Origin of the sequence: Pseudomonas sp. TH41, assembly GCF_016650695.1 — a bacterium.
Classification (GTDB): Bacteria; Pseudomonadota; Gammaproteobacteria; order Pseudomonadales; family Pseudomonadaceae; genus Aquipseudomonas.
In genome coordinates this window covers 1,327,530-1,345,308 of record NZ_JAEKFH010000003.1, presented here as the reverse complement: position 1 = coordinate 1,345,308, position 17,779 = coordinate 1,327,530, and the positions used below count along the sequence as shown (strand labels likewise).

At 57.5% G+C, this 17,779-nt stretch carries 16 protein-coding genes and 2 tRNA genes; 17 read left to right on the top strand and 1 reads right to left on the bottom strand.

Features of this window, described 5'->3' with window-relative positions:
• Positions 1-111: 111 nt before the first annotated feature.
• The 3 genes from carB to JFU37_RS08870 are packed head-to-tail and all read left to right on the top strand — an operon-like array spanning position 112 to position 4,239.
• The gene (carB, locus tag JFU37_RS08880) at positions 112-3,333 is read left to right on the top strand and encodes a carbamoyl-phosphate synthase large subunit (protein ID WP_201114942.1); all 3,222 of its coding nucleotides are present in this window, start codon (positions 112-114) and stop codon (positions 3,331-3,333) included.
• Positions 3,330-3,806, top strand: coding sequence for a transcription elongation factor GreA (gene greA, locus JFU37_RS08875; protein ID WP_201114941.1), 477 nt, complete (start codon positions 3,330-3,332; stop codon positions 3,804-3,806). Before carB ends, greA begins: the two co-directional genes overlap by 4 nt.
• Positions 3,807-3,834: 28 nt before the next feature.
• Positions 3,835-4,239 carry an MFS transporter gene (locus JFU37_RS08870; RefSeq protein ID WP_201114940.1) on the top strand — a complete coding sequence of 135 codons (405 nt, stop codon included), beginning with the start codon at positions 3,835-3,837 and terminating at the stop codon, positions 4,237-4,239.
• A 9-nt stretch (positions 4,240-4,248) separates the two neighbouring features.
• Here JFU37_RS08870 and JFU37_RS08865 read toward each other — a convergent pair whose 3' ends face one another.
• Positions 4,249-4,557, bottom strand: a complete 309-nt coding sequence (locus JFU37_RS08865; protein ID WP_007942889.1) for a YhbY family RNA-binding protein — start codon at positions 4,555-4,557, stop codon at positions 4,249-4,251.
• 105 nt (positions 4,558-4,662) lie between these two features.
• Between JFU37_RS08865 and rlmE the strand changes: the two genes are divergently transcribed.
• The 14 genes from rlmE (at position 4,663) to rpsO (ending at position 17,662) form a co-directional block, all read left to right on the top strand.
• Positions 4,663-5,295, top strand: coding sequence for a 23S rRNA (uridine(2552)-2'-O)-methyltransferase RlmE (gene rlmE, locus JFU37_RS08860; protein WP_201114939.1), 633 nt, complete (start codon positions 4,663-4,665; stop codon positions 5,293-5,295).
• A gap of 200 nt (positions 5,296-5,495) precedes the next feature.
• Entirely contained in the window at positions 5,496-7,409 is a 1,914-nt protein-coding gene (gene ftsH / locus JFU37_RS08855) for an ATP-dependent zinc metalloprotease FtsH (protein ID WP_201114938.1), read from the top strand.
• 8 nt (positions 7,410-7,417) lie between these two features.
• Entirely contained in the window at positions 7,418-8,269 is an 852-nt protein-coding gene (gene folP, locus JFU37_RS08850) for a dihydropteroate synthase (RefSeq protein WP_201114937.1), read from the top strand.
• 16 nt (positions 8,270-8,285) lie between these two features.
• On the top strand, positions 8,286-9,623 hold the full coding sequence (gene glmM / locus JFU37_RS08845; RefSeq protein ID WP_201114936.1) for a phosphoglucosamine mutase: 1,338 nt from the start codon (positions 8,286-8,288) through the stop codon (positions 9,621-9,623).
• Positions 9,624-9,689: 66 nt separating this feature from the next.
• Positions 9,690-10,445 (top strand): triose-phosphate isomerase, encoded by a 756-nt coding sequence (tpiA, locus tag JFU37_RS08840; RefSeq protein ID WP_201114935.1) that lies wholly within the window; start codon positions 9,690-9,692, stop codon positions 10,443-10,445.
• Between the two features lie 4 nt (positions 10,446-10,449).
• Positions 10,450-10,833: a preprotein translocase subunit SecG gene (gene secG, locus JFU37_RS08835; RefSeq protein WP_201114934.1), complete on the top strand. Its 384-nt coding sequence runs from the start codon at positions 10,450-10,452 to the stop codon at positions 10,831-10,833.
• Positions 10,834-10,855: 22 nt separating this feature from the next.
• Positions 10,856-10,941 (top strand) — tRNA-Leu (locus JFU37_RS08830).
• 96 nt (positions 10,942-11,037) lie between these two features.
• Positions 11,038-11,114: transfer RNA gene (locus JFU37_RS08825), tRNA-Met, on the top strand.
• Positions 11,115-11,252: 138 nt separating this feature from the next.
• Positions 11,253-11,711 (top strand): ribosome maturation factor RimP, encoded by a 459-nt coding sequence (rimP, locus tag JFU37_RS08820; RefSeq protein WP_010463487.1) that lies wholly within the window; start codon positions 11,253-11,255, stop codon positions 11,709-11,711.
• A 47-nt stretch (positions 11,712-11,758) separates the two neighbouring features.
• A complete protein-coding gene (gene nusA / locus JFU37_RS08815; RefSeq protein ID WP_008024459.1) occupies positions 11,759-13,240 on the top strand; it encodes a transcription termination factor NusA in 1,482 nt (493 codons plus the stop codon).
• A gap of 27 nt (positions 13,241-13,267) precedes the next feature.
• A complete protein-coding gene (infB, locus tag JFU37_RS08810; protein ID WP_201114933.1) occupies positions 13,268-15,793 on the top strand; it encodes a translation initiation factor IF-2 in 2,526 nt (841 codons plus the stop codon).
• 159 nt (positions 15,794-15,952) lie between these two features.
• Positions 15,953-16,354, top strand: a complete 402-nt coding sequence (rbfA, locus tag JFU37_RS08805) for a 30S ribosome-binding factor RbfA (protein ID WP_008149016.1) — start codon at positions 15,953-15,955, stop codon at positions 16,352-16,354.
• Positions 16,355-16,357: 3 nt separating this feature from the next.
• Positions 16,358-17,275: a tRNA pseudouridine(55) synthase TruB gene (gene truB / locus JFU37_RS08800; RefSeq protein ID WP_201114932.1), complete on the top strand. Its 918-nt coding sequence runs from the start codon at positions 16,358-16,360 to the stop codon at positions 17,273-17,275.
• A 117-nt stretch (positions 17,276-17,392) separates the two neighbouring features.
• On the top strand, positions 17,393-17,662 hold the full coding sequence (gene rpsO, locus JFU37_RS08795; RefSeq protein ID WP_003197723.1) for a 30S ribosomal protein S15: 270 nt from the start codon (positions 17,393-17,395) through the stop codon (positions 17,660-17,662).
• The last annotated feature ends 117 nt before the right edge of the window (positions 17,663-17,779 follow it).

Here is a 17,779-nt window from a genome sequence, read left to right as displayed (position 1 = left end):
CCTTGATGCAGCAAAGCTTGAGGGCGGTCCCGCAACCGGTGGCCCCCTCAAGGCTTCAAAGATTGAACAAGACGGCTTGCCGACTGACCTGCGGATTTGAGTGACAAACCCATGCCAAAACGTACAGACATTAAAAGCATCCTGATTCTCGGCGCTGGCCCGATCGTAATCGGCCAGGCCTGCGAATTCGACTACTCCGGCGCCCAGGCGTGCAAAGCCCTGCGCGAAGAGGGTTACCGCGTCATCCTGGTGAACTCCAACCCGGCCACCATCATGACCGATCCGGACATGGCCGACGCGACCTACATCGAGCCGATCAAGTGGCAGACCGTTGCCAAGATCATCGAGAAAGAGCGTCCGGACGCGCTGCTGCCAACCATGGGTGGCCAGACTGCTCTGAACTGCGCACTGGACCTGGAGCGCGAAGGCGTTCTGGAAAAGTTCGGCGTAGAGATGATCGGCGCCAACGCTGACACCATCGACAAGGCTGAAGACCGTTCGCGCTTCGACAAGGCGATGAAATCCATCGGCCTGGATTGCCCGCGCTCCGGTATCGCCCACAGCATGGAAGAGGCCAACGCGGTCCTCGAAAAGCTCGGCTTCCCGTGCATCATCCGTCCGTCCTTCACCATGGGCGGCACCGGTGGCGGTATCGCTTACAACCGTGAAGAGTTCGAAGAAATCTGCGCCCGCGGTCTCGACTTGTCGCCGACCAAAGAGCTGCTGATCGACGAATCCCTGATCGGCTGGAAAGAATACGAGATGGAGGTTGTCCGCGATAAGAAGGACAACTGCATCATCGTTTGCTCGATCGAAAACTTTGATCCAATGGGCGTGCACACCGGTGACTCGATCACCGTGGCTCCGGCACAAACCCTGACGGACAAGGAATACCAGATCATGCGTAACGCCTCCCTGGCGGTACTGCGTGAGATCGGCGTTGAAACCGGCGGCTCCAACGTTCAGTTCGGCATCTGCCCGGACACCGGCCGTATGGTCGTGATCGAGATGAACCCGCGTGTATCCCGCTCTTCGGCACTGGCCTCGAAAGCCACTGGTTTCCCGATCGCGCGTATCGCTGCCAAGCTGGCGATCGGCTACACCCTGGACGAGCTGCAGAACGAAATCACCGGCGGCGCTACTCCTGCGTCTTTCGAGCCGTCCATCGACTACGTCGTCACCAAGCTGCCGCGCTTCGCCTTCGAGAAATTCCCGAAAGCCGACGCACGCCTGACCACTCAAATGAAGTCGGTCGGTGAAGTCATGGCCATCGGCCGCACTTTCCAGGAGTCCTTGCAGAAAGCGCTGCGCGGTCTGGAAGTGGGCGTTTGCGGTCTGGACGAGAAGCTTGACCTGAGCAACCCGGAAAGCATGAGCGTGCTCAAGCGCGAACTGACCGTGCCGGGCGCCGAGCGCATCTGGTACGTGGCTGACGCCTTCCGCGCCGGTCTGTCGGTCGAAGATATCTTCGGCATGAACATGATCGACCCGTGGTTCCTGGTGCAGATCGAAGATCTGATCAAGGAAGAAGAGAAGGTCAAGACCCTGGGTCTGGCCAGCATCGACCGCGACATGATGTTCAAGCTCAAGCGCAAAGGCTTCTCCGACATGCGTCTGGCCAAATTGCTGGGCGTCACCGAGAAGAGCCTGCGTCGCCACCGTCACAAGCTCGAAGTGTTCCCGGTCTACAAGCGCGTTGACACCTGCGCGGCCGAGTTCGCCACTGACACCGCTTACCTCTACTCGACGTACGAGGAAGAGTGCGAAGCCGCGCCGTCGGGTCGCGACAAGATCATGATCCTGGGCGGCGGTCCTAACCGTATCGGCCAAGGCATCGAGTTCGACTACTGCTGCGTACACGCGGCACTGGCACTGCGCGAAGACGGGTACGAGACCATCATGGTCAACTGCAACCCGGAAACCGTATCCACCGACTACGACACCTCCGATCGCCTGTACTTCGAGCCGGTAACCCTGGAAGACGTGCTGGAAATCGTCCGCGTCGAGAAGCCGAAAGGCGTGATCGTCCAGTACGGCGGCCAAACCCCGCTGAAACTGGCACGTGCCCTGGAAGAAGCCGGCGTGCCGATCATCGGCACCAGCCCTGACGCCATCGACCGTGCGGAAGACCGTGAGCGCTTCCAGCAGATGGTTGAGCGTCTGAACCTGCGTCAGCCGCCAAACGCCACTGTGCGCAGCGAAGACGAAGCGATTCGCGCTGCCAGCAAAATCGGTTACCCGCTGGTGGTTCGCCCGTCCTACGTACTGGGCGGCCGAGCGATGGAAATCGTTTACGAAGAAGAAGAGCTCAAGCGCTACTTGCGCGACGCGGTGAAAGTGTCCAACGACAGCCCGGTGCTGCTTGACCACTTCCTCAACTGCGCCATCGAAATGGACGTGGATGCAGTTTGCGACGGTACCGACGTGGTGATCGGCGCAATCATGCAGCACATCGAGCAAGCCGGTGTTCACTCCGGTGACTCCGCGTGCTCCCTGCCGCCGTACTCGCTGCCTGGCCATATCCAGGACGAAATGCGCGAACAGGTCAAGAAAATGGCCCTGGAGCTGGGCGTTGTCGGCCTGATGAACGTTCAGTTGGCGCTGCAGGGCGAAGACATCTACGTCATCGAAGTCAACCCGCGCGCGTCCCGTACCGTACCGTTCGTGTCCAAGTGCATCGGTGTTTCCCTGGCAATGATCGCGGCTCGCGTCATGGCCGGTAAAACCCTGAAGGAAATCGGCTTCACCAAAGAAATCATTCCTAACTTCTACAGTGTGAAAGAGGCGGTGTTCCCGTTCGCCAAGTTCCCTGGTGTGGACCCGATCCTGGGCCCGGAGATGAAGTCCACCGGTGAAGTCATGGGCGTGGGCGACACCTTCGGCGAAGCGTTCGCCAAGGCTCAGATGGGCGCCAGCGAAGTGCTGCCGACCGGCGGTACCGCGTTCATCAGCGTGCGTGACGACGACAAGCCGCTGGTTGCAGGCGTGGCTCGTGATCTGATCAACTTGGGCTTCGAAGTCGTTGCCACTGCTGGCACTGCCAAGATGATCGAGGCCGCCGGCCTGAAAGTGCGTCGTGTGAACAAGGTGACCGAAGGTCGTCCGCACGTGGTCGACATGATCAAGAATGACGAAGTCACGCTGATCATCAACACCACCGAAGGTCGTCAGTCGATCGCTGATTCGTACTCCATTCGTCGTAATGCCTTGCAGCACAAGATCTACTGCACCACCACCATTGCTGCTGGCGAAGCCATCTGCGAAGCGCTGAAGTTCGGTCCCGAGAAGACCGTGCGCCGCTTGCAGGATCTACACGCAGGATTGAAGGCATGATCAAATACCCAATGACCGTCCAGGGTGCCAAGGCCCTGGAAGAAGAACACGCTCACCTGACCAAGGTCGTTCGTCCGAAGCTCAGCCAGGACATCGGTACGGCCCGCGAGTTGGGTGATTTGAAGGAAAACGCTGAATACCACGCTGCTCGCGAGCAGCAGGGGATGGTCGAGGCGCGGATCCGTGACATCGAAGGCCGCATGCAGAATGCGGTGATCATTGATGTCACGACCATTCCTCATACCGGCAAAGTAATTTTCGGTACCACCGTTGAAATCGCCAACGTCGAAACCGACGAAACCGTCACTTACCACATCGTGGGTGAGGACGAGGCTGACTTCAAACTGGGCAAGATTTCAGTGGGTTCGCCACTGGCTCGCGCACTGATCGCCAAGGAAGAGGGCGATGTGGTAGCGGTCAAAACGCCTGGTGGCGTTATCGAGTACGAGATTGTCGAAGTCCGCCACATCTGAAAGAAGGCGCCCGCTACGTGCGGGCGCCATGCTTTGGCAGCTGACCCAGATGCTGTGGGTTGGTGGCCTGTGGCTGTTGCATATAGGTCTGCTGCCGGCGCTGGGAAAAATTGGTCTGGCGCCGCTGCTGATCGACGAAATCGAAGGCATGCTGGATGCGCTGATGGTGGGATTCGCCACGGCGTGTGTGATTTTTCAGGCTTTGGTGCTGGTTCAGGCCGAGGGCCTTGCCAGTCTATGGCGGGATATTCGCGGGCAACTGCTGATGATGGCGCTGTACGCGTGCGCGATGTATTTCGTCGTGCGCTTCGGTTGGCCGGATGCAGTGCGCTGGGAAGCGTTCAGCTATCTTGTTCTGGGCTTTTCCGGGCTGGTACTGGTGTTGCAGCCGGTGCCGGGATGGAGCGGCAGGGTGCGCGAAGCACACCCTTGACCCTTGCCATCACTTGAATCGATGGACGTTCGACAGCTGCTTGTTGACGCTGAAGTTCTTGCGGTAAATCAGTGCCATCTTGCCGATGACCTGAACCAGATCCGCTTTGCCGACCTTGCAGAGTTCTGCAATGGACGCCAGGCGCGATTCGCGATCGAGGATATTGAGTTTGATTTTAATCAGCTCGTGATCCGCCAGCGCGCGTTCAAGTTCGGCTAACACACCTTCAGTCAAACCGTTGTCAGCCACAATCAAAACTGGTTTCAGATGGTGGCCAATGGATTTGTACTGTTTCTTCTGCTCTTGAGTGAGCGGCATAATCTGACCCCTGCGTCTGATCTTGTAAAAAGCGGCGGCCAGTTTACCCGAGCGAGTCCGGGACCGCCCAGTTAATCACGACCCGTTTTATTTTCGAGGTGGCCCGTGGCCCGTTCCAAGACAAGCCTTAAGTGGCTGCAAGAACATTTCAACGATCCATTCGTCAAAATGGCGCAAAAGGACGGGTATCGCTCCCGCGCCAGCTACAAGCTGCTGGAGATCCAGGAAAGAGATCGCCTGATCCGCCCAGGCATGAGCGTGATCGACCTCGGCGCCGCGCCGGGTGGCTGGTCCCAGGTGACCAGTCGTCTGATTGGCGGGCAAGGGACGCTGATTGCTTCCGACATCCTGGAAATGGACAGCATCCCTGATGTGACCTTCATTCAGGGCGACTTCACCGAGGACGCTGTGCTGGCACAAATCCTTGAGGCGGTCGGAAATAAGGAAGTGGACCTTGTGATTTCCGATATGGCCCCCAATATGAGTGGACTGGCTTCTGTTGATATGCCGAGATCGATGTTCCTTTGCGAGTTGGCGCTGGATCTTGCGACTCGGGTGCTGAAGCCCGGTGGTGACTTTTTGATCAAGATCTTCCAAGGTGAAGGTTTCGACGAATACCACAAGAGCGTGCGCAAGCAGTTCGAGAAGGTCACGACGCGCAAGCCGAAATCGTCGCGCGATCGCTCCCGTGAGCAGTACTTGCTGGGTCGTGGTTTCCGCGGGCGCAGTGAGGAATAAGAGGTTTTTCGACCGGGGTGATAGGTTTTTCGTATTTCGCCCCGTGAGCTTTAGCGAATATTGTGTAGAAAGTGTTTCACAAAGGGTTACAGACGGCGCCTGCCAGAGCCGTAGGTAATGTAGTAAGTTAGGCCGGTGAATATCATGCGAAGCGCGCGCCATTAGCGGAGCTTGCTTCAGAGGGTAGTTAATTGAACGATATGGCAAAGAATCTGATCCTGTGGTTGATCATCGCGGCTGTCCTGGTGACGGTGATGAACAACTTCTCCAGCCCTAACGAGCCGCAGACCCTCAACTATTCCGACTTCATCCAGCAAGTTAAGGATGGCAAGGTCGAGCGCGTAGCGGTTGACGGCTACGTGATTACCGGCAAACGCAACGATGGCGACAGCTTCAAGACCATTCGTCCTGCAATCCAGGATAACGGTCTGATCGGCGATCTCGTGGATAACCACGTCGTAGTCGAAGGCAAGCAGCCTGAACAGCAAAGCATCTGGACTCAACTCCTGGTCGCAAGCTTCCCGATCCTGGTGATCATCGCCGTTTTCATGTTTTTCATGCGGCAGATGCAGGGCGGTGCCGGGGGCAAGGGCGGGCCGATGAGCTTCGGCAAGAGCAAGGCACGCCTGCTTTCCGAAGATCAGGTCAAAACTACCCTGGGTGACGTTGCCGGTTGCGACGAAGCCAAGGAAGAAGTCGGTGAGTTGGTCGAGTTTCTGCGCGATCCGGGCAAGTTCCAGCGCCTGGGCGGTCGTATTCCTCGCGGCGTGCTGATGGTGGGTCCTCCAGGTACCGGTAAAACCTTGCTGGCCAAAGCGATTGCCGGCGAAGCCAAAGTACCGTTCTTCACCATTTCCGGTTCCGATTTCGTCGAAATGTTCGTCGGTGTCGGTGCGAGCCGTGTTCGTGACATGTTTGAACAGGCCAAGAAACACGCGCCATGCATCATTTTCATCGATGAAATTGACGCTGTCGGTCGTCATCGGGGTGCCGGCATGGGTGGCGGTCACGACGAGCGCGAACAGACTCTCAACCAGTTGCTGGTAGAGATGGACGGCTTCGAAATGAATGACGGCATCATCGTCATCGCCGCAACCAACCGTCCAGACGTACTGGACCCGGCATTACTGCGTCCGGGCCGTTTCGACCGTCAGGTTGTCGTCGGTCTGCCGGATATTCGTGGTCGCGAGCAAATTCTCAAAGTTCACATGCGCAAAGTGCCAATGGGTGACGACGTCGCTCCGGCGGTGATCGCTCGTGGTACTCCTGGTTTCTCTGGTGCCGATCTGGCCAACCTGGTGAACGAGGCTTCGTTGTTCGCTGCCCGTACCGGCAAGCGTATCGTCGAAATGAAAGAGTTCGAGTTGGCCAAAGACAAGATCATGATGGGCGCCGAACGCAAATCCATGGTCATGTCCGAGAAAGAGAAGCAGAACACTGCTTATCACGAAGCAGGCCACGCTATTGTTGGTCGCGTGGTGCCTGAGCATGATCCGGTCTACAAGGTGTCAATCATCCCGCGCGGTCGTGCGTTGGGTGTGACCATGTTCCTTCCGGAAGAAGATCGCTACAGTCTGTCCAAGCGTGCGCTGATCAGCCAGATCTGTTCGTTGTACGGCGGTCGTATTGCTGAAGAAATGACTCTGGGCTTCGATGGCGTGACCACCGGTGCGTCCAACGACATCATGCGTGCCAGCCAGATTGCGCGGAACATGGTGACCAAATGGGGCCTGTCGGAAAAACTCGGTCCGTTGATGTACGCCGAAGACGAGGGCGAAGTGTTCCTCGGTCGCGGCGGTGGCGGTCAGGGTGCAAGCTTCTCCGGCGAGACAGCCAAGCTGATCGACTCCGAGGTGCGCAGCATCATTGATCAGTGCTACGGCACGGCCAAGCAGATCCTCACGGATAACCGTGACAAGCTCGATGCAATGGCTGATGCCTTGATGAAGTACGAAACGATCGATGCCGATCAGATCGACGACATCATGGCTGGTCGTACACCTCGCGAGCCTCGCGACTGGTCAGGAGACAGCACCGGTACTTCCGGAACACCTCCGGCGGTGCAGGATGAGCGTCCGGAGACACCTATCGGCGGCCCGGCTGCTGACGTCTAAGGTTTGAAATGACTTTTGTTCAGTCCTCGACCCGGTTGCCTTGCGGCAACCGGGTTCTTGATTTGGCCCAGACGCATGTCATGGGCATTCTTAATGTCACTCCTGACTCCTTCTCTGATGGCGGCCAATACAGCCAGCTCGATGCGGCCCTGCGCCACGCCGAAGCAATGGTGCTGGCCGGCGCGACGCTGATTGATGTCGGTGGTGAGTCGACCCGGCCGGGTGCCAGGGCGGTTTCGCCACTGGAAGAGCTGGAGCGCGTAGCCCCCATCGTTGAGCGCATTCATCGCGAGCTGGATGTGATCATTTCGGTCGATACTTCCACGCCGGCTGTCATGCGTGAAACCGCACGACTAGGGGCGGGGTTGATCAATGATGTTCGTTCACTGCAGCGCGATGGTGCTCTGGATGCGGCCGCGGCCACGGGTCTGCCGGTCTGCTTGATGCATATGCTCGGCGAGCCGGGTGACATGCAGGACAATCCGCAGTATCAGGACGTTACGAAAGAAGTGGGCGAGTTTCTCGCCGGTCGCATGGCTCAGTGTGCGTCCGTGGGGATTCCTGCCGAGCGGATCATCCTTGATCCTGGCTTCGGCTTCGCGAAAACCCTGCAGCACAATCTAAGCCTGTTCAAGCATATGGAAGCCTTGCATGCCTTGGGGCGGCCTCTATTGGTCGGGGTTTCGCGAAAGAGCATGATCGGCCAGGCATTGAATCGCGCGGTCGGAGAGCGTCTGTATGGCGGTCTTGCGCTCGCAGCGCTGGCGTCGTTCAAGGGGGCGCGTATATTGCGCGTCCACGATGTAGCCGAAACAGTCGATGTGGTGAGGATGATCGCCGCAGTACAATCATCCGAATAAAAATGATGGAGCGCTTATGACTAAGAAATACTTTGGTACTGACGGCATTCGTGGTCGGGTTGGTGAATACCCGATTACTCCTGACTTCATGCTCAAGCTCGGCTGGGCCGCCGGCATGGCGTTCCGCAAAATGGGCGCGTGCAAAGTACTGGTGGGCAAGGACACCCGGATTTCCGGATACATGTTCGAGTCGGCGCTCGAGGCAGGGCTGACGTCGGCGGGCGCTGACGTAATGCTCCTGGGGCCGATGCCGACGCCGGCCATCGCCTACCTGACGCGTACATTCCATGCGGAAGCCGGAATCGTAATCAGCGCCTCGCACAATCCGCACGATGACAACGGCATCAAGTTTTTCTCCGGGAAGGGCACCAAGCTTCCAGATGAAATCGAGCTGATGATCGAGGAATTGCTCGACACCCCGATGACCGTGGTTGAGTCGAGCAAGATTGGCAAAGTGTCGCGAATCAACGACGCCTCGGGGCGTTACATTGAATTCTGCAAGAGCAGTGTGCCGACAGGCACCAACTTCGCCGGCCTGAAGATCGTGGTCGACTGCGCTCATGGCGCGGTCTACAAAGTCGCGCCTAGTGTGTTTCGTGAGCTGGGCGCCGATGTTGTCGTGCTGTCCGCGCAACCAAACGGTCTGAACATCAACGAAAATTGCGGTTCGACCCACATGGCTCAGTTGCAAGCTGCCGTGTTGGCTGAGCATGCCGATCTGGGGATCGCGTTTGATGGTGATGGTGATCGGGTTCTGATGGTCGATCACACGGGCACTGTCGTCGATGGTGACGAACTGTTGTTCATCATTGCTCGCGATCTGCACGAGCACGATAAGTTGCAGGGCGGCGTGGTGGGTACGCTCATGAGTAACCTGGGGCTTGAGCTGGCCCTTGCCGATCTATCGATTCCATTTGTGCGTGCCAATGTGGGCGACCGCTATGTGATCGCTGATCTGCTTGAGCGCAACTGGATGGTCGGTGGCGAGAACTCGGGACATATCGTCTGCTTCCATCACACCACTACCGGTGATGCGATCATCGCGGCGCTGCAAGTGCTGATGGCGCTCAAGACCCGCTCCGAAGGGCTGGCGCAAGCCCGTCAGGCGCTGCGCAAATGCCCTCAGGTGTTGATCAACGTGCGTTTTGGAGGGGGGGCGAGCCCGCTCGATCATCCATTGGTTAAAGAGGCTAGCGAGCGTGTTACCAAGGCGATGGCCGGTCGTGGACGCGTGTTGTTGCGCAAGTCCGGGACGGAGCCATTGGTGCGCGTAATGGTTGAAGGCGAAGACGAAACACAGGTTCGCGGCTATGCCGAAGAGCTGGCAAATCTGGTTACTGAAGTTTCTGTCTGATTTCGGCTTGCCAGCCACCATTGTGTTGGGTAACATCTGCGCCCACTTTGACCGACGAGGTACAGCATGCGTCGCCCTATGGTAGCTGGTAACTGGAAGATGCACGGTACCCGCGCCAGCGTCGCTGAGCTGATCAACGGCCTTAGTCATTTGGCCTTGCCGAGCGGTGTTGATGTTGCGGTGTTCCCGCCTTGCTTGCATATCAATCAAGTGATTGATGGTTTGAAAGGAAAGTCGATTTTGGTCGGCGCGCAGAATTCTGCGGTGGAATCCATGCAAGGCGCCTTGACCGGTGAGGTTGCGCCGAGTCAGTTGGTGGATGCAGGCTGTTCCCTTGTGCTTGTCGGGCACTCCGAACGCCGCCAGATTATGGGCGAGCGAGACGGTATGCTGAATCGCAAGTTCGCAGCGGCACAGGCATGTGGCTTGATTCCGGTGTTGTGCATAGGGGAAACCCTTGAGCAGCGCGAAGCCGGAAAAACTCTTGAGGTTGTCTCGCGTCAGCTAGGCAGTATCATAGAGGAGCTGGGTGTTGGTGCGTTTGCAAAGGCAGTAATCGCTTACGAGCCGGTCTGGGCCATTGGTACCGGGCTGACTGCTTCGCCGCAACAGGCGCAGGATGTGCATGCAGCCATTCGCGCTCAGTTGGCGGCAGAGAATTCTGAGGTCGCGCAAGGTGTGCGGCTTCTATACGGCGGCAGCGTGAAGGCGGCCAATGCGGTCGAACTGTTCGGCATGCCGGATATCGATGGGGGGCTCATTGGTGGGGCGTCCCTGAATGCAGATGAGTTCGGTGCGATTTGTCGCGCCGCGGGAAACTGAAAAAATGCTGGAAACAGTCGTAGTCGTTTTTCATCTGCTGGGTGCGTTGGGCGTAGTTGCTCTGGTATTGCTGCAGCAGGGTAAAGGTGCGGATGCTGGCGCGTCTTTCGGAGCAGGTGCTTCAAATACTGTGTTCGGAAGCCAAGGTTCCTCTACCTTTCTTAGTAAGTTTACTGCTATACTTGCCGCCGGTTTCTTCATAACCAGCTTAGGGTTAGGTTACTTTGCTAAAGAGAAGGCTCACCAGCTGACTCAAGTAGGTTTGCCAAACCCGGCAGTGTTGGAAGTTCCAAAGCAAAAACCGGCTTCTGATGATGTACCGGTGCTTCAAGAGCAAAAGTCGGCTTCTCCAGCGACTGACGTACCTCCAGCTCAAGAGCAAAAGTAAGAAGGGTTTCAAGCGTAGTATTGCCGAGGTGGTGGAATTGGTAGACACGCAACCTTGAGGTGGTTGTGCCCATAGGGTGTAGGGGTTCGAGTCCCCTTCTCGGTACCAATTATCAGGAGAGCCCGCTGTTGCGGGCTTTCTTGTAGGTGGAAGGTTACATTGACCCTGTTAGGGATCGGTCGTATACTTCCGCCCCAGCTTTGTCGCGGGGTGGAGCAGTCTGGTAGCTCGTCGGGCTCATAACCCGAAGGTCGTCGGTTCAAATCCGGCCCCCGCAACCAGTTTAAGGAGCCCCTTTTAAGGGGCTTTTTGTTAGCTGGACACTTTCAACGCCGCTATTCAACGGCGTTTCAAGGATGGGCGTTTCGCCCATTTTTTTATTTTGCACAGCATGCACATACATGCACGAGGGGGTTCAGGTGTCGAGCAAGCTAGAAGAGTTGCAGGCCTTGCTGGCCCCGGTGGTCGTGGCCCTAGGCTATGAATGCTGGGGTATTGAGTTTTCGGCTCAAGGTCGCCACTCAATGTTGCGCGTTTATATTGATAAAGAGGGCGGCGTGCTGGTGGACGATTGTGCCATCGTCAGTCGTCAGATCAGTGGTGTCCTGGATGTTGAAGATCCAATCGCCGTTGAATACACCCTTGAAGTTTCCTCGCCTGGCATGGAACGCCCACTGTTCACTATTGAGCAGTTTGCAAAATTTGCCGGTGAACAAGTGAAGATCAAGCTGCGCTCGCCTTTTGAAGGACGACGCAACTTTCAGGGCCTTCTGCGCGGTGTAGAAGAGCAGGACGTCGTGGTGCAGGTTGAAGACCATGAGTTCCTGTTGCCGATCGATATGATCGACAAGGCCAACATTATTCCCAGTTTTGACTGAGACGCGGATCCCGCGGATCCAATGGCTTGCGAAAGGCGAGGCGTACGATGAGCAAAGAAGTACTGCTGGTTGTTGAGTCGGTATCCAATGAAAAGGGCGTACCGGCAAACGTAATTTTTGAAGCGCTGGAGCTGGCCCTGGCCACTGCTACCAAAAAACGTTTCGAGGACGAAGTCGATCTGCGTGTGGAAATCAATCGCCACACCGGTGCTTACGAGACATTCCGTCGCTGGACGGTCGTCGAAGAAGCAGACCTGGACGATCCGGCCATCGAAACCTGGCCGAGCAAGGTTGCCGAAACGCATCCTGGCGCCCAGGTCGGTGATGTAGTCGAAGAAAAGATCGAATCCATCGAGTTCGGCCGCATCGCTGCACAGACTGCCAAGCAAGTCATCGTGCAGAAAGTTCGCGAAGCCGAGCGTGCTCAAGTCGTTGATGCCTATCGCGAGCGCCTGGGGGAAATCATCTCCGGCACCGTGAAGAAAGTGACCCGCGACAACGTGATCGTCGATCTGGGCAACAACGCCGAGGCGTTGCTGGCTCGTGAAGACATCATTTCTCGCGAAACCTTCCGGGTTGGCGTGCGTCTGCGTGCGCTGCTCAAGGAAATCCGCACCGAGAACCGCGGCCCGCAGCTGATCCTGTCGCGTACCGCGCCGGAAATGCTGATCGAGTTGTTCCGCATCGAAGTGCCGGAAATCGCTGAAGGCCTGATCGAAGTAATGGCGGCCTCCCGTGACCCGGGTTCGCGCGCCAAGATCGCGGTCCGTTCCAAGGACAAACGCATTGATCCGCAAGGCGCTTGCATCGGTATGCGCGGTTCGCGCGTCCAGGCAGTGTCCGGCGAATTGGGCGGCGAGCGTGTGGACATCGTCCTGTGGGACGACAACCCGGCTCAGTTTGTGATCAATGCAATGTCGCCGGCTGAAGTGGCGGCAATTATCGTTGACGAAGATGCCCATGCAATGGACATCGCCGTTGGCGCAGACAATCTGGCTCAGGCCATCGGTCGTGGTGGTCAGAACGTGCGTCTGGCTAGCCAGTTGACGGGTTGGACCCTGAACGTGATGACCGAATCGGACATCCAGGCTAAGCAGCAAGCAGAAACCGGCGACATCCTGCGCAACTTCATCGACGAGCTGGAAGTCGACGAAGACCTGGCACAGGTGCTGGTAGATGAAGGCTTCACCAGCCTGGAAGAGATTGCCTACGTACCGTTGGAAGAAATGCTCAACATCGACGGCTTTGACGAAGAAACCGTCAACGAGCTTCGTGCTCGTGCCAAGGATCGTTTGTTGACCAAAGCCATCGCTACTGAGGAAAAGCTGGCAGACGCCCATCCGGCCGAAGACCTGCTCTCGCTTGAGGGCATGGACAAGGATTTGGCGATGGAACTGGCGGTGCGCGGCGTAATTACCCGCGAAGACCTGGCCGAGCAGTCTATTGACGACCTGCTCGACATCGACGGCATTGACGATGATCGTGCCGGCAAGTTGATCATGGCCGCCCGAGCCCACTGGTTCGAGTAATTAGGCGCGGCCTGAGGAGAGAAGTGCATGACGCAAGTCACGGTGAAACAACTGGCCGATGAGGTCAAAACACCGGTAGAGCGCCTGTTGCAGCAGATGCGTGAGGCAGGTCTGCCGCACACCGCCGCCGAAGAACATGTGACTGACAGTGAGAAGCAATCTTTGCTGACTCACTTGAAAAGCAGCCACAAGGCGAAAGTGGAAGAACCACGCAAGATCACGCTGCAGCGTAAAACCACCAGCACCCTGCGTGTTGCTGGCAGCAAAAGCATCAGCGTTGAAGTCCGTAAAAAGAAAGTTTTCGTACAGCGCAGCCCGGAAGAAATCGAAGCCGAGCGCAAACGCGAACTGGACGAACGTCGCGCAGTAGAAAATGCTGCTCGTCAGAAGGCTGAAGAAGAAGCCAAGCGTCGCGCCGAAGAAGAAGCGCGTCGTCAGCCTGCTGCTGCGCAAACCGCGACTAACGACGCTGTCGTAGCGCCTGCTGCGGTTGCCGAACCAGTGCGTGAAAGCGCGCCGGTTATGGCCGCTGCACCAGCACCGTCTGCCGATGCTCGCAAGCAGAACGAACAGCGCCGTCCGGACAAACCACGTGCCGACGATAACAATCGTCGTGGCAGTGGCGATGGTGAGCGCAAAAACGCTCCGCATCGTGCTTCGGTCAAAGAGAAAGCGCCTGCTCCACGGGTTGCGCCACGTACTACCGACGAAGAAAGCGATGGCTTCCGTCGTGGTGGTCGCGGCAAGGCCAAGCTGAAGAAACGCAACGCTCACGGTTTCCAGAGCCCAACCGGCCCTGTAGTGCGCGAAGTGAAGATCGGCGAGACCATCACTGTTGGCGATCTCGCCCAGCAGATGTCGGTCAAGGCTGCTGAAATCATCAAGTTCATGTTCAAACTGGGTACCCCAGCGACCATCAACCAGGTTCTGGATCAGGAAACTGCTCAACTGGTTGCCGAAGAGCTGGGCCACAAAGTGACCCTGGTCAGCGACACCGCCCTGGAAGATTCCCTGGCCGAGTCCCTGAAGTTTGAAGGTGAGTCGTTCTCCCGTGCACCAGTCGTGACCGTAATGGGCCACGTTGACCACGGTAAAACCTCGCTGCTCGACTACATCCGTCGTGCCAAGGTAGCTGCTGGCGAAGCCGGTGGTATCACCCAGCACATCGGTGCGTACCACGTTGAAACTGACCGCGGTATGGTTACGTTCCTCGACACCCCTGGTCACGCCGCGTTTACCGCCATGCGTGCCCGTGGTGCCAAGGCGACCGACATCGTGATCCTGGTGGTTGCAGCGGACGACGGCGTCATGCCGCAGACCATTGAAGCCGTTCAGCACGCCAAGGCTGCCGGTGTTCCGCTGGTTGTTGCAGTGAACAAAATCGACAAGCCGGGCGCCGATCTCGATCGCATCCGTAGCGAACTGTCGGTTCACGGCGTGACCTCGGAAGAGTGGGGCGGCGACACCCCGTTCGTATCGGTTTCGGCGAAAGTCGGTACTGGTGTGGACGAGTTGCTCGAAGCTGTCCTGCTGCAAGCCGAAGTTCTCGAACTGAAAGCGACACCTTCGGCTCCTGGCCGTGGCGTTGTGGTTGAATCGCGTCTCGACAAAGGTCGTGGTCCGGTTGCAACCGTTCTGGTTCAAGACGGTACCCTGCGTCAAGGCGACATGGTGCTGGTCGGTTCGAACTATGGCCGCGTTCGCGCCATGCTCGACGAGAACGGCAAGCCAATTAAAGAAGCCGGTCCTTCCATCCCTGTCGAGATCCTCGGCCTGGACGGTACTCCGGATGCTGGCGACGAGATGAGCGTGGTTGCCGACGAGAAGAAAGCCCGTGAAGTGGCTCTGTTCCGTCAAGGCAAGTTCCGCGAAGTCAAACTGGCCCGTGCTCACGCTGGCAAGCTTGAAAACATCTTCGAGAACATGGGTCAGGAAGAGAAGAAGACGCTTAACATCGTCCTCAAATCGGACGTCCGTGGTTCGCTGGAAGCGTTGAACGGTGCCTTGAACGGCCTGGGTAACGACGAAGTGCAAGTGCGTGTTGTCGGTGGCGGTGTCGGTGGTATCACCGAGTCCGACGCCAACCTGGCACTGGCCTCCAACGCTGTACTGTTCGGCTTCAACGTGCGTGCCGATGCTGGCGCTCGCAAGATCGTCGAGCAGGAAGGCCTGGATATGCGTTACTACAACGTGATCTACGACATCATCGAAGACGTCAAGAAAGCCCTCACCGGTATGCTGGGCAGCGATGTTCGCGAGAACATCCTGGGTACCGCTGAAGTGCGTGACGTGTTCCGTTCGCCGAAGTTCGGCGCGATCGCCGGTTGCATGGTTATCGAAGGTGTTGTTCACCGTAACCGTCCAATCCGTGTACTGCGTGAAGACATCGTTATCTTCGAAGGCGAGCTGGAATCCCTGCGCCGCTTCAAGGATGACGCTTCCGAAGTACGTGCCGGCATGGAATGCGGTATCGGCGTGAAGAGCTACAACGACGTCAAAGTCGGTGACAAGATCGAAGTCTTCGAGAAGGTTCAGGTTGCTCGCAGCCTCTAACTCGCGCACTTCAAGAGCCGTGATGGCCAGCCGCACGCATGTGCGCGGCGCATCAGTCGGACTCTAAACGCAACGCCCGGTCTGGCTTTTGTCAGGCCGGGCGTTTGCCGCTTTCAGACCCCACGGGTTTCACCGTGAGGCAGTAACAGGTAACAAGACATGGCAAAAGAATACAGCCGTACCCAACGTATCGGCGATCAGATGCAGCGTGAGCTGGCACAGCTGATCCGTCGTGAAGTCAAAGACCCGCGCGTCGGCCTGGTCACCATTACCGCTGTTGAAGTCAGCCGTGACGTCGGTCACGCGAAGATTTTCATCACCGTGATGGGGCAGGACAACGCCGAAGACATCGCGCAAAGCATCAAGGTGCTCAACTCCGCCGCCGGTTTCCTGCGCATGCAGTTGGCCCGTGAGATGAAGTTGCGCAGCGTTCCACAGTTGCACTTCCACTACGACGAAAGCGTCGTGCGTGGTGCGCACCTGTCGGCCCTGATCGAGCGTGCGGTGGCTGAAGACAATCAGCACCCGGTGGCGGCTGAAGCCGAAGACACCAAGGAGTAATCGGTGGCTCAGGTCAAACGTATCCGTCGTAATGTCAGCGGTATCATCCTGCTCGACAAACCGCTGGGGTTCACCTCCAACGCAGCGTTGCAGAAGGTCCGCTGGTTGCTGAACGCCGAGAAGGCCGGGCATACCGGCAGTCTCGATCCGCTGGCCACCGGCGTGCTGCCGTTGTGCTTCGGTGAAGCCACCAAGTTCTCGCAGTACCTGCTCGATTCCGACAAGGCTTATGAAACCCTGGCGCAACTGGGCAAGACCACCACCACGGCTGATGCCGAAGGTGAGGTTTTGCAGGAGCGCCCGGTGACCGTTGGTCGCGCCGATGTTGAGGCTGTGTTGCCGAATTTTCGTGGGCAAATCAGTCAGATACCGCCGATGTACTCGGCACTCAAGCGTGATGGCCAACCGCTGTACAAGCTGGCCCGTGCAGGCGAAGTAGTGGAGCGTGAACCGCGTTCTGTTACTATTGCGCGCTTGGAATTGCTGGCCTTTGAAGGTGATACTGCGCGGCTTGCGGTGGATTGCAGCAAAGGCACCTATATCCGCACCCTGGTGGAGGATATTGGTGAGCAACTCGGTTGTGGCGCTTACGTCGCAGAATTGCGACGTACCCAGGCCGGGCCTTTCACACTGGCGCAGACTGTCACGCTTGAAGAGCTGGAAGCGGTACATGCCGAAGGTGGCAACGAAGCAGTCGACCGCTTCTTGATGCCATCCGACAGCGGCCTGCTGGATTGGCCACTGTTGCAGTTCTCGGAGCACAGCTCGTTCTACTGGCTTAACGGCCAACCGGTACGGGCTCCGGATGCACCGAAGTTTGGCATGGTACGGGTACAGGATCACAACGGTCGCTTCATCGGTATCGGTGAAGTGAGCGAAGACGGGCGCATCGCGCCGCGTCGACTGATTCGGTCAGAATGACCGGACGAGGGTGGCTGTTAACAGGCACGGTCACTACTCATTTTTAGATACAGGGATTTGTCCCTGGCCTGTTGAAGCTGTTTCTTTGAAACAGTTTCCTGATAAAAGGATTGCCTCATGGCTCTCGACGTTCAAGAAAAAGCTCAAATCGTAGCTGACTACCAGCAAGCTGTTGGTGACACTGGTTCGCCAGAAGTGCAAGTTGCACTGCTGACCCACAACATCAACAAACTGCAAGGTCACTTCAAGGCCAACGGTAAAGATCACCACTCCCGTCGTGGTCTGATCCGCATGGTAAACCAGCGTCGTAAGCTGCTGGACTACCTGAAAGGCAAGGACGTGAGCCGTTACAGCGCTCTGATCGCTCGCCTGGGTCTGCGTCGCTAATAAGCGATTGCGCTAGAGGTTGGTTGTCTGTCGTACGTCAGTGGGTTTCCCGCTGGCGCATGACAGGCTCCCAGCCTCAAGTTTTATCTGGATAGTCGTTTTACCCTGGACAGGCGT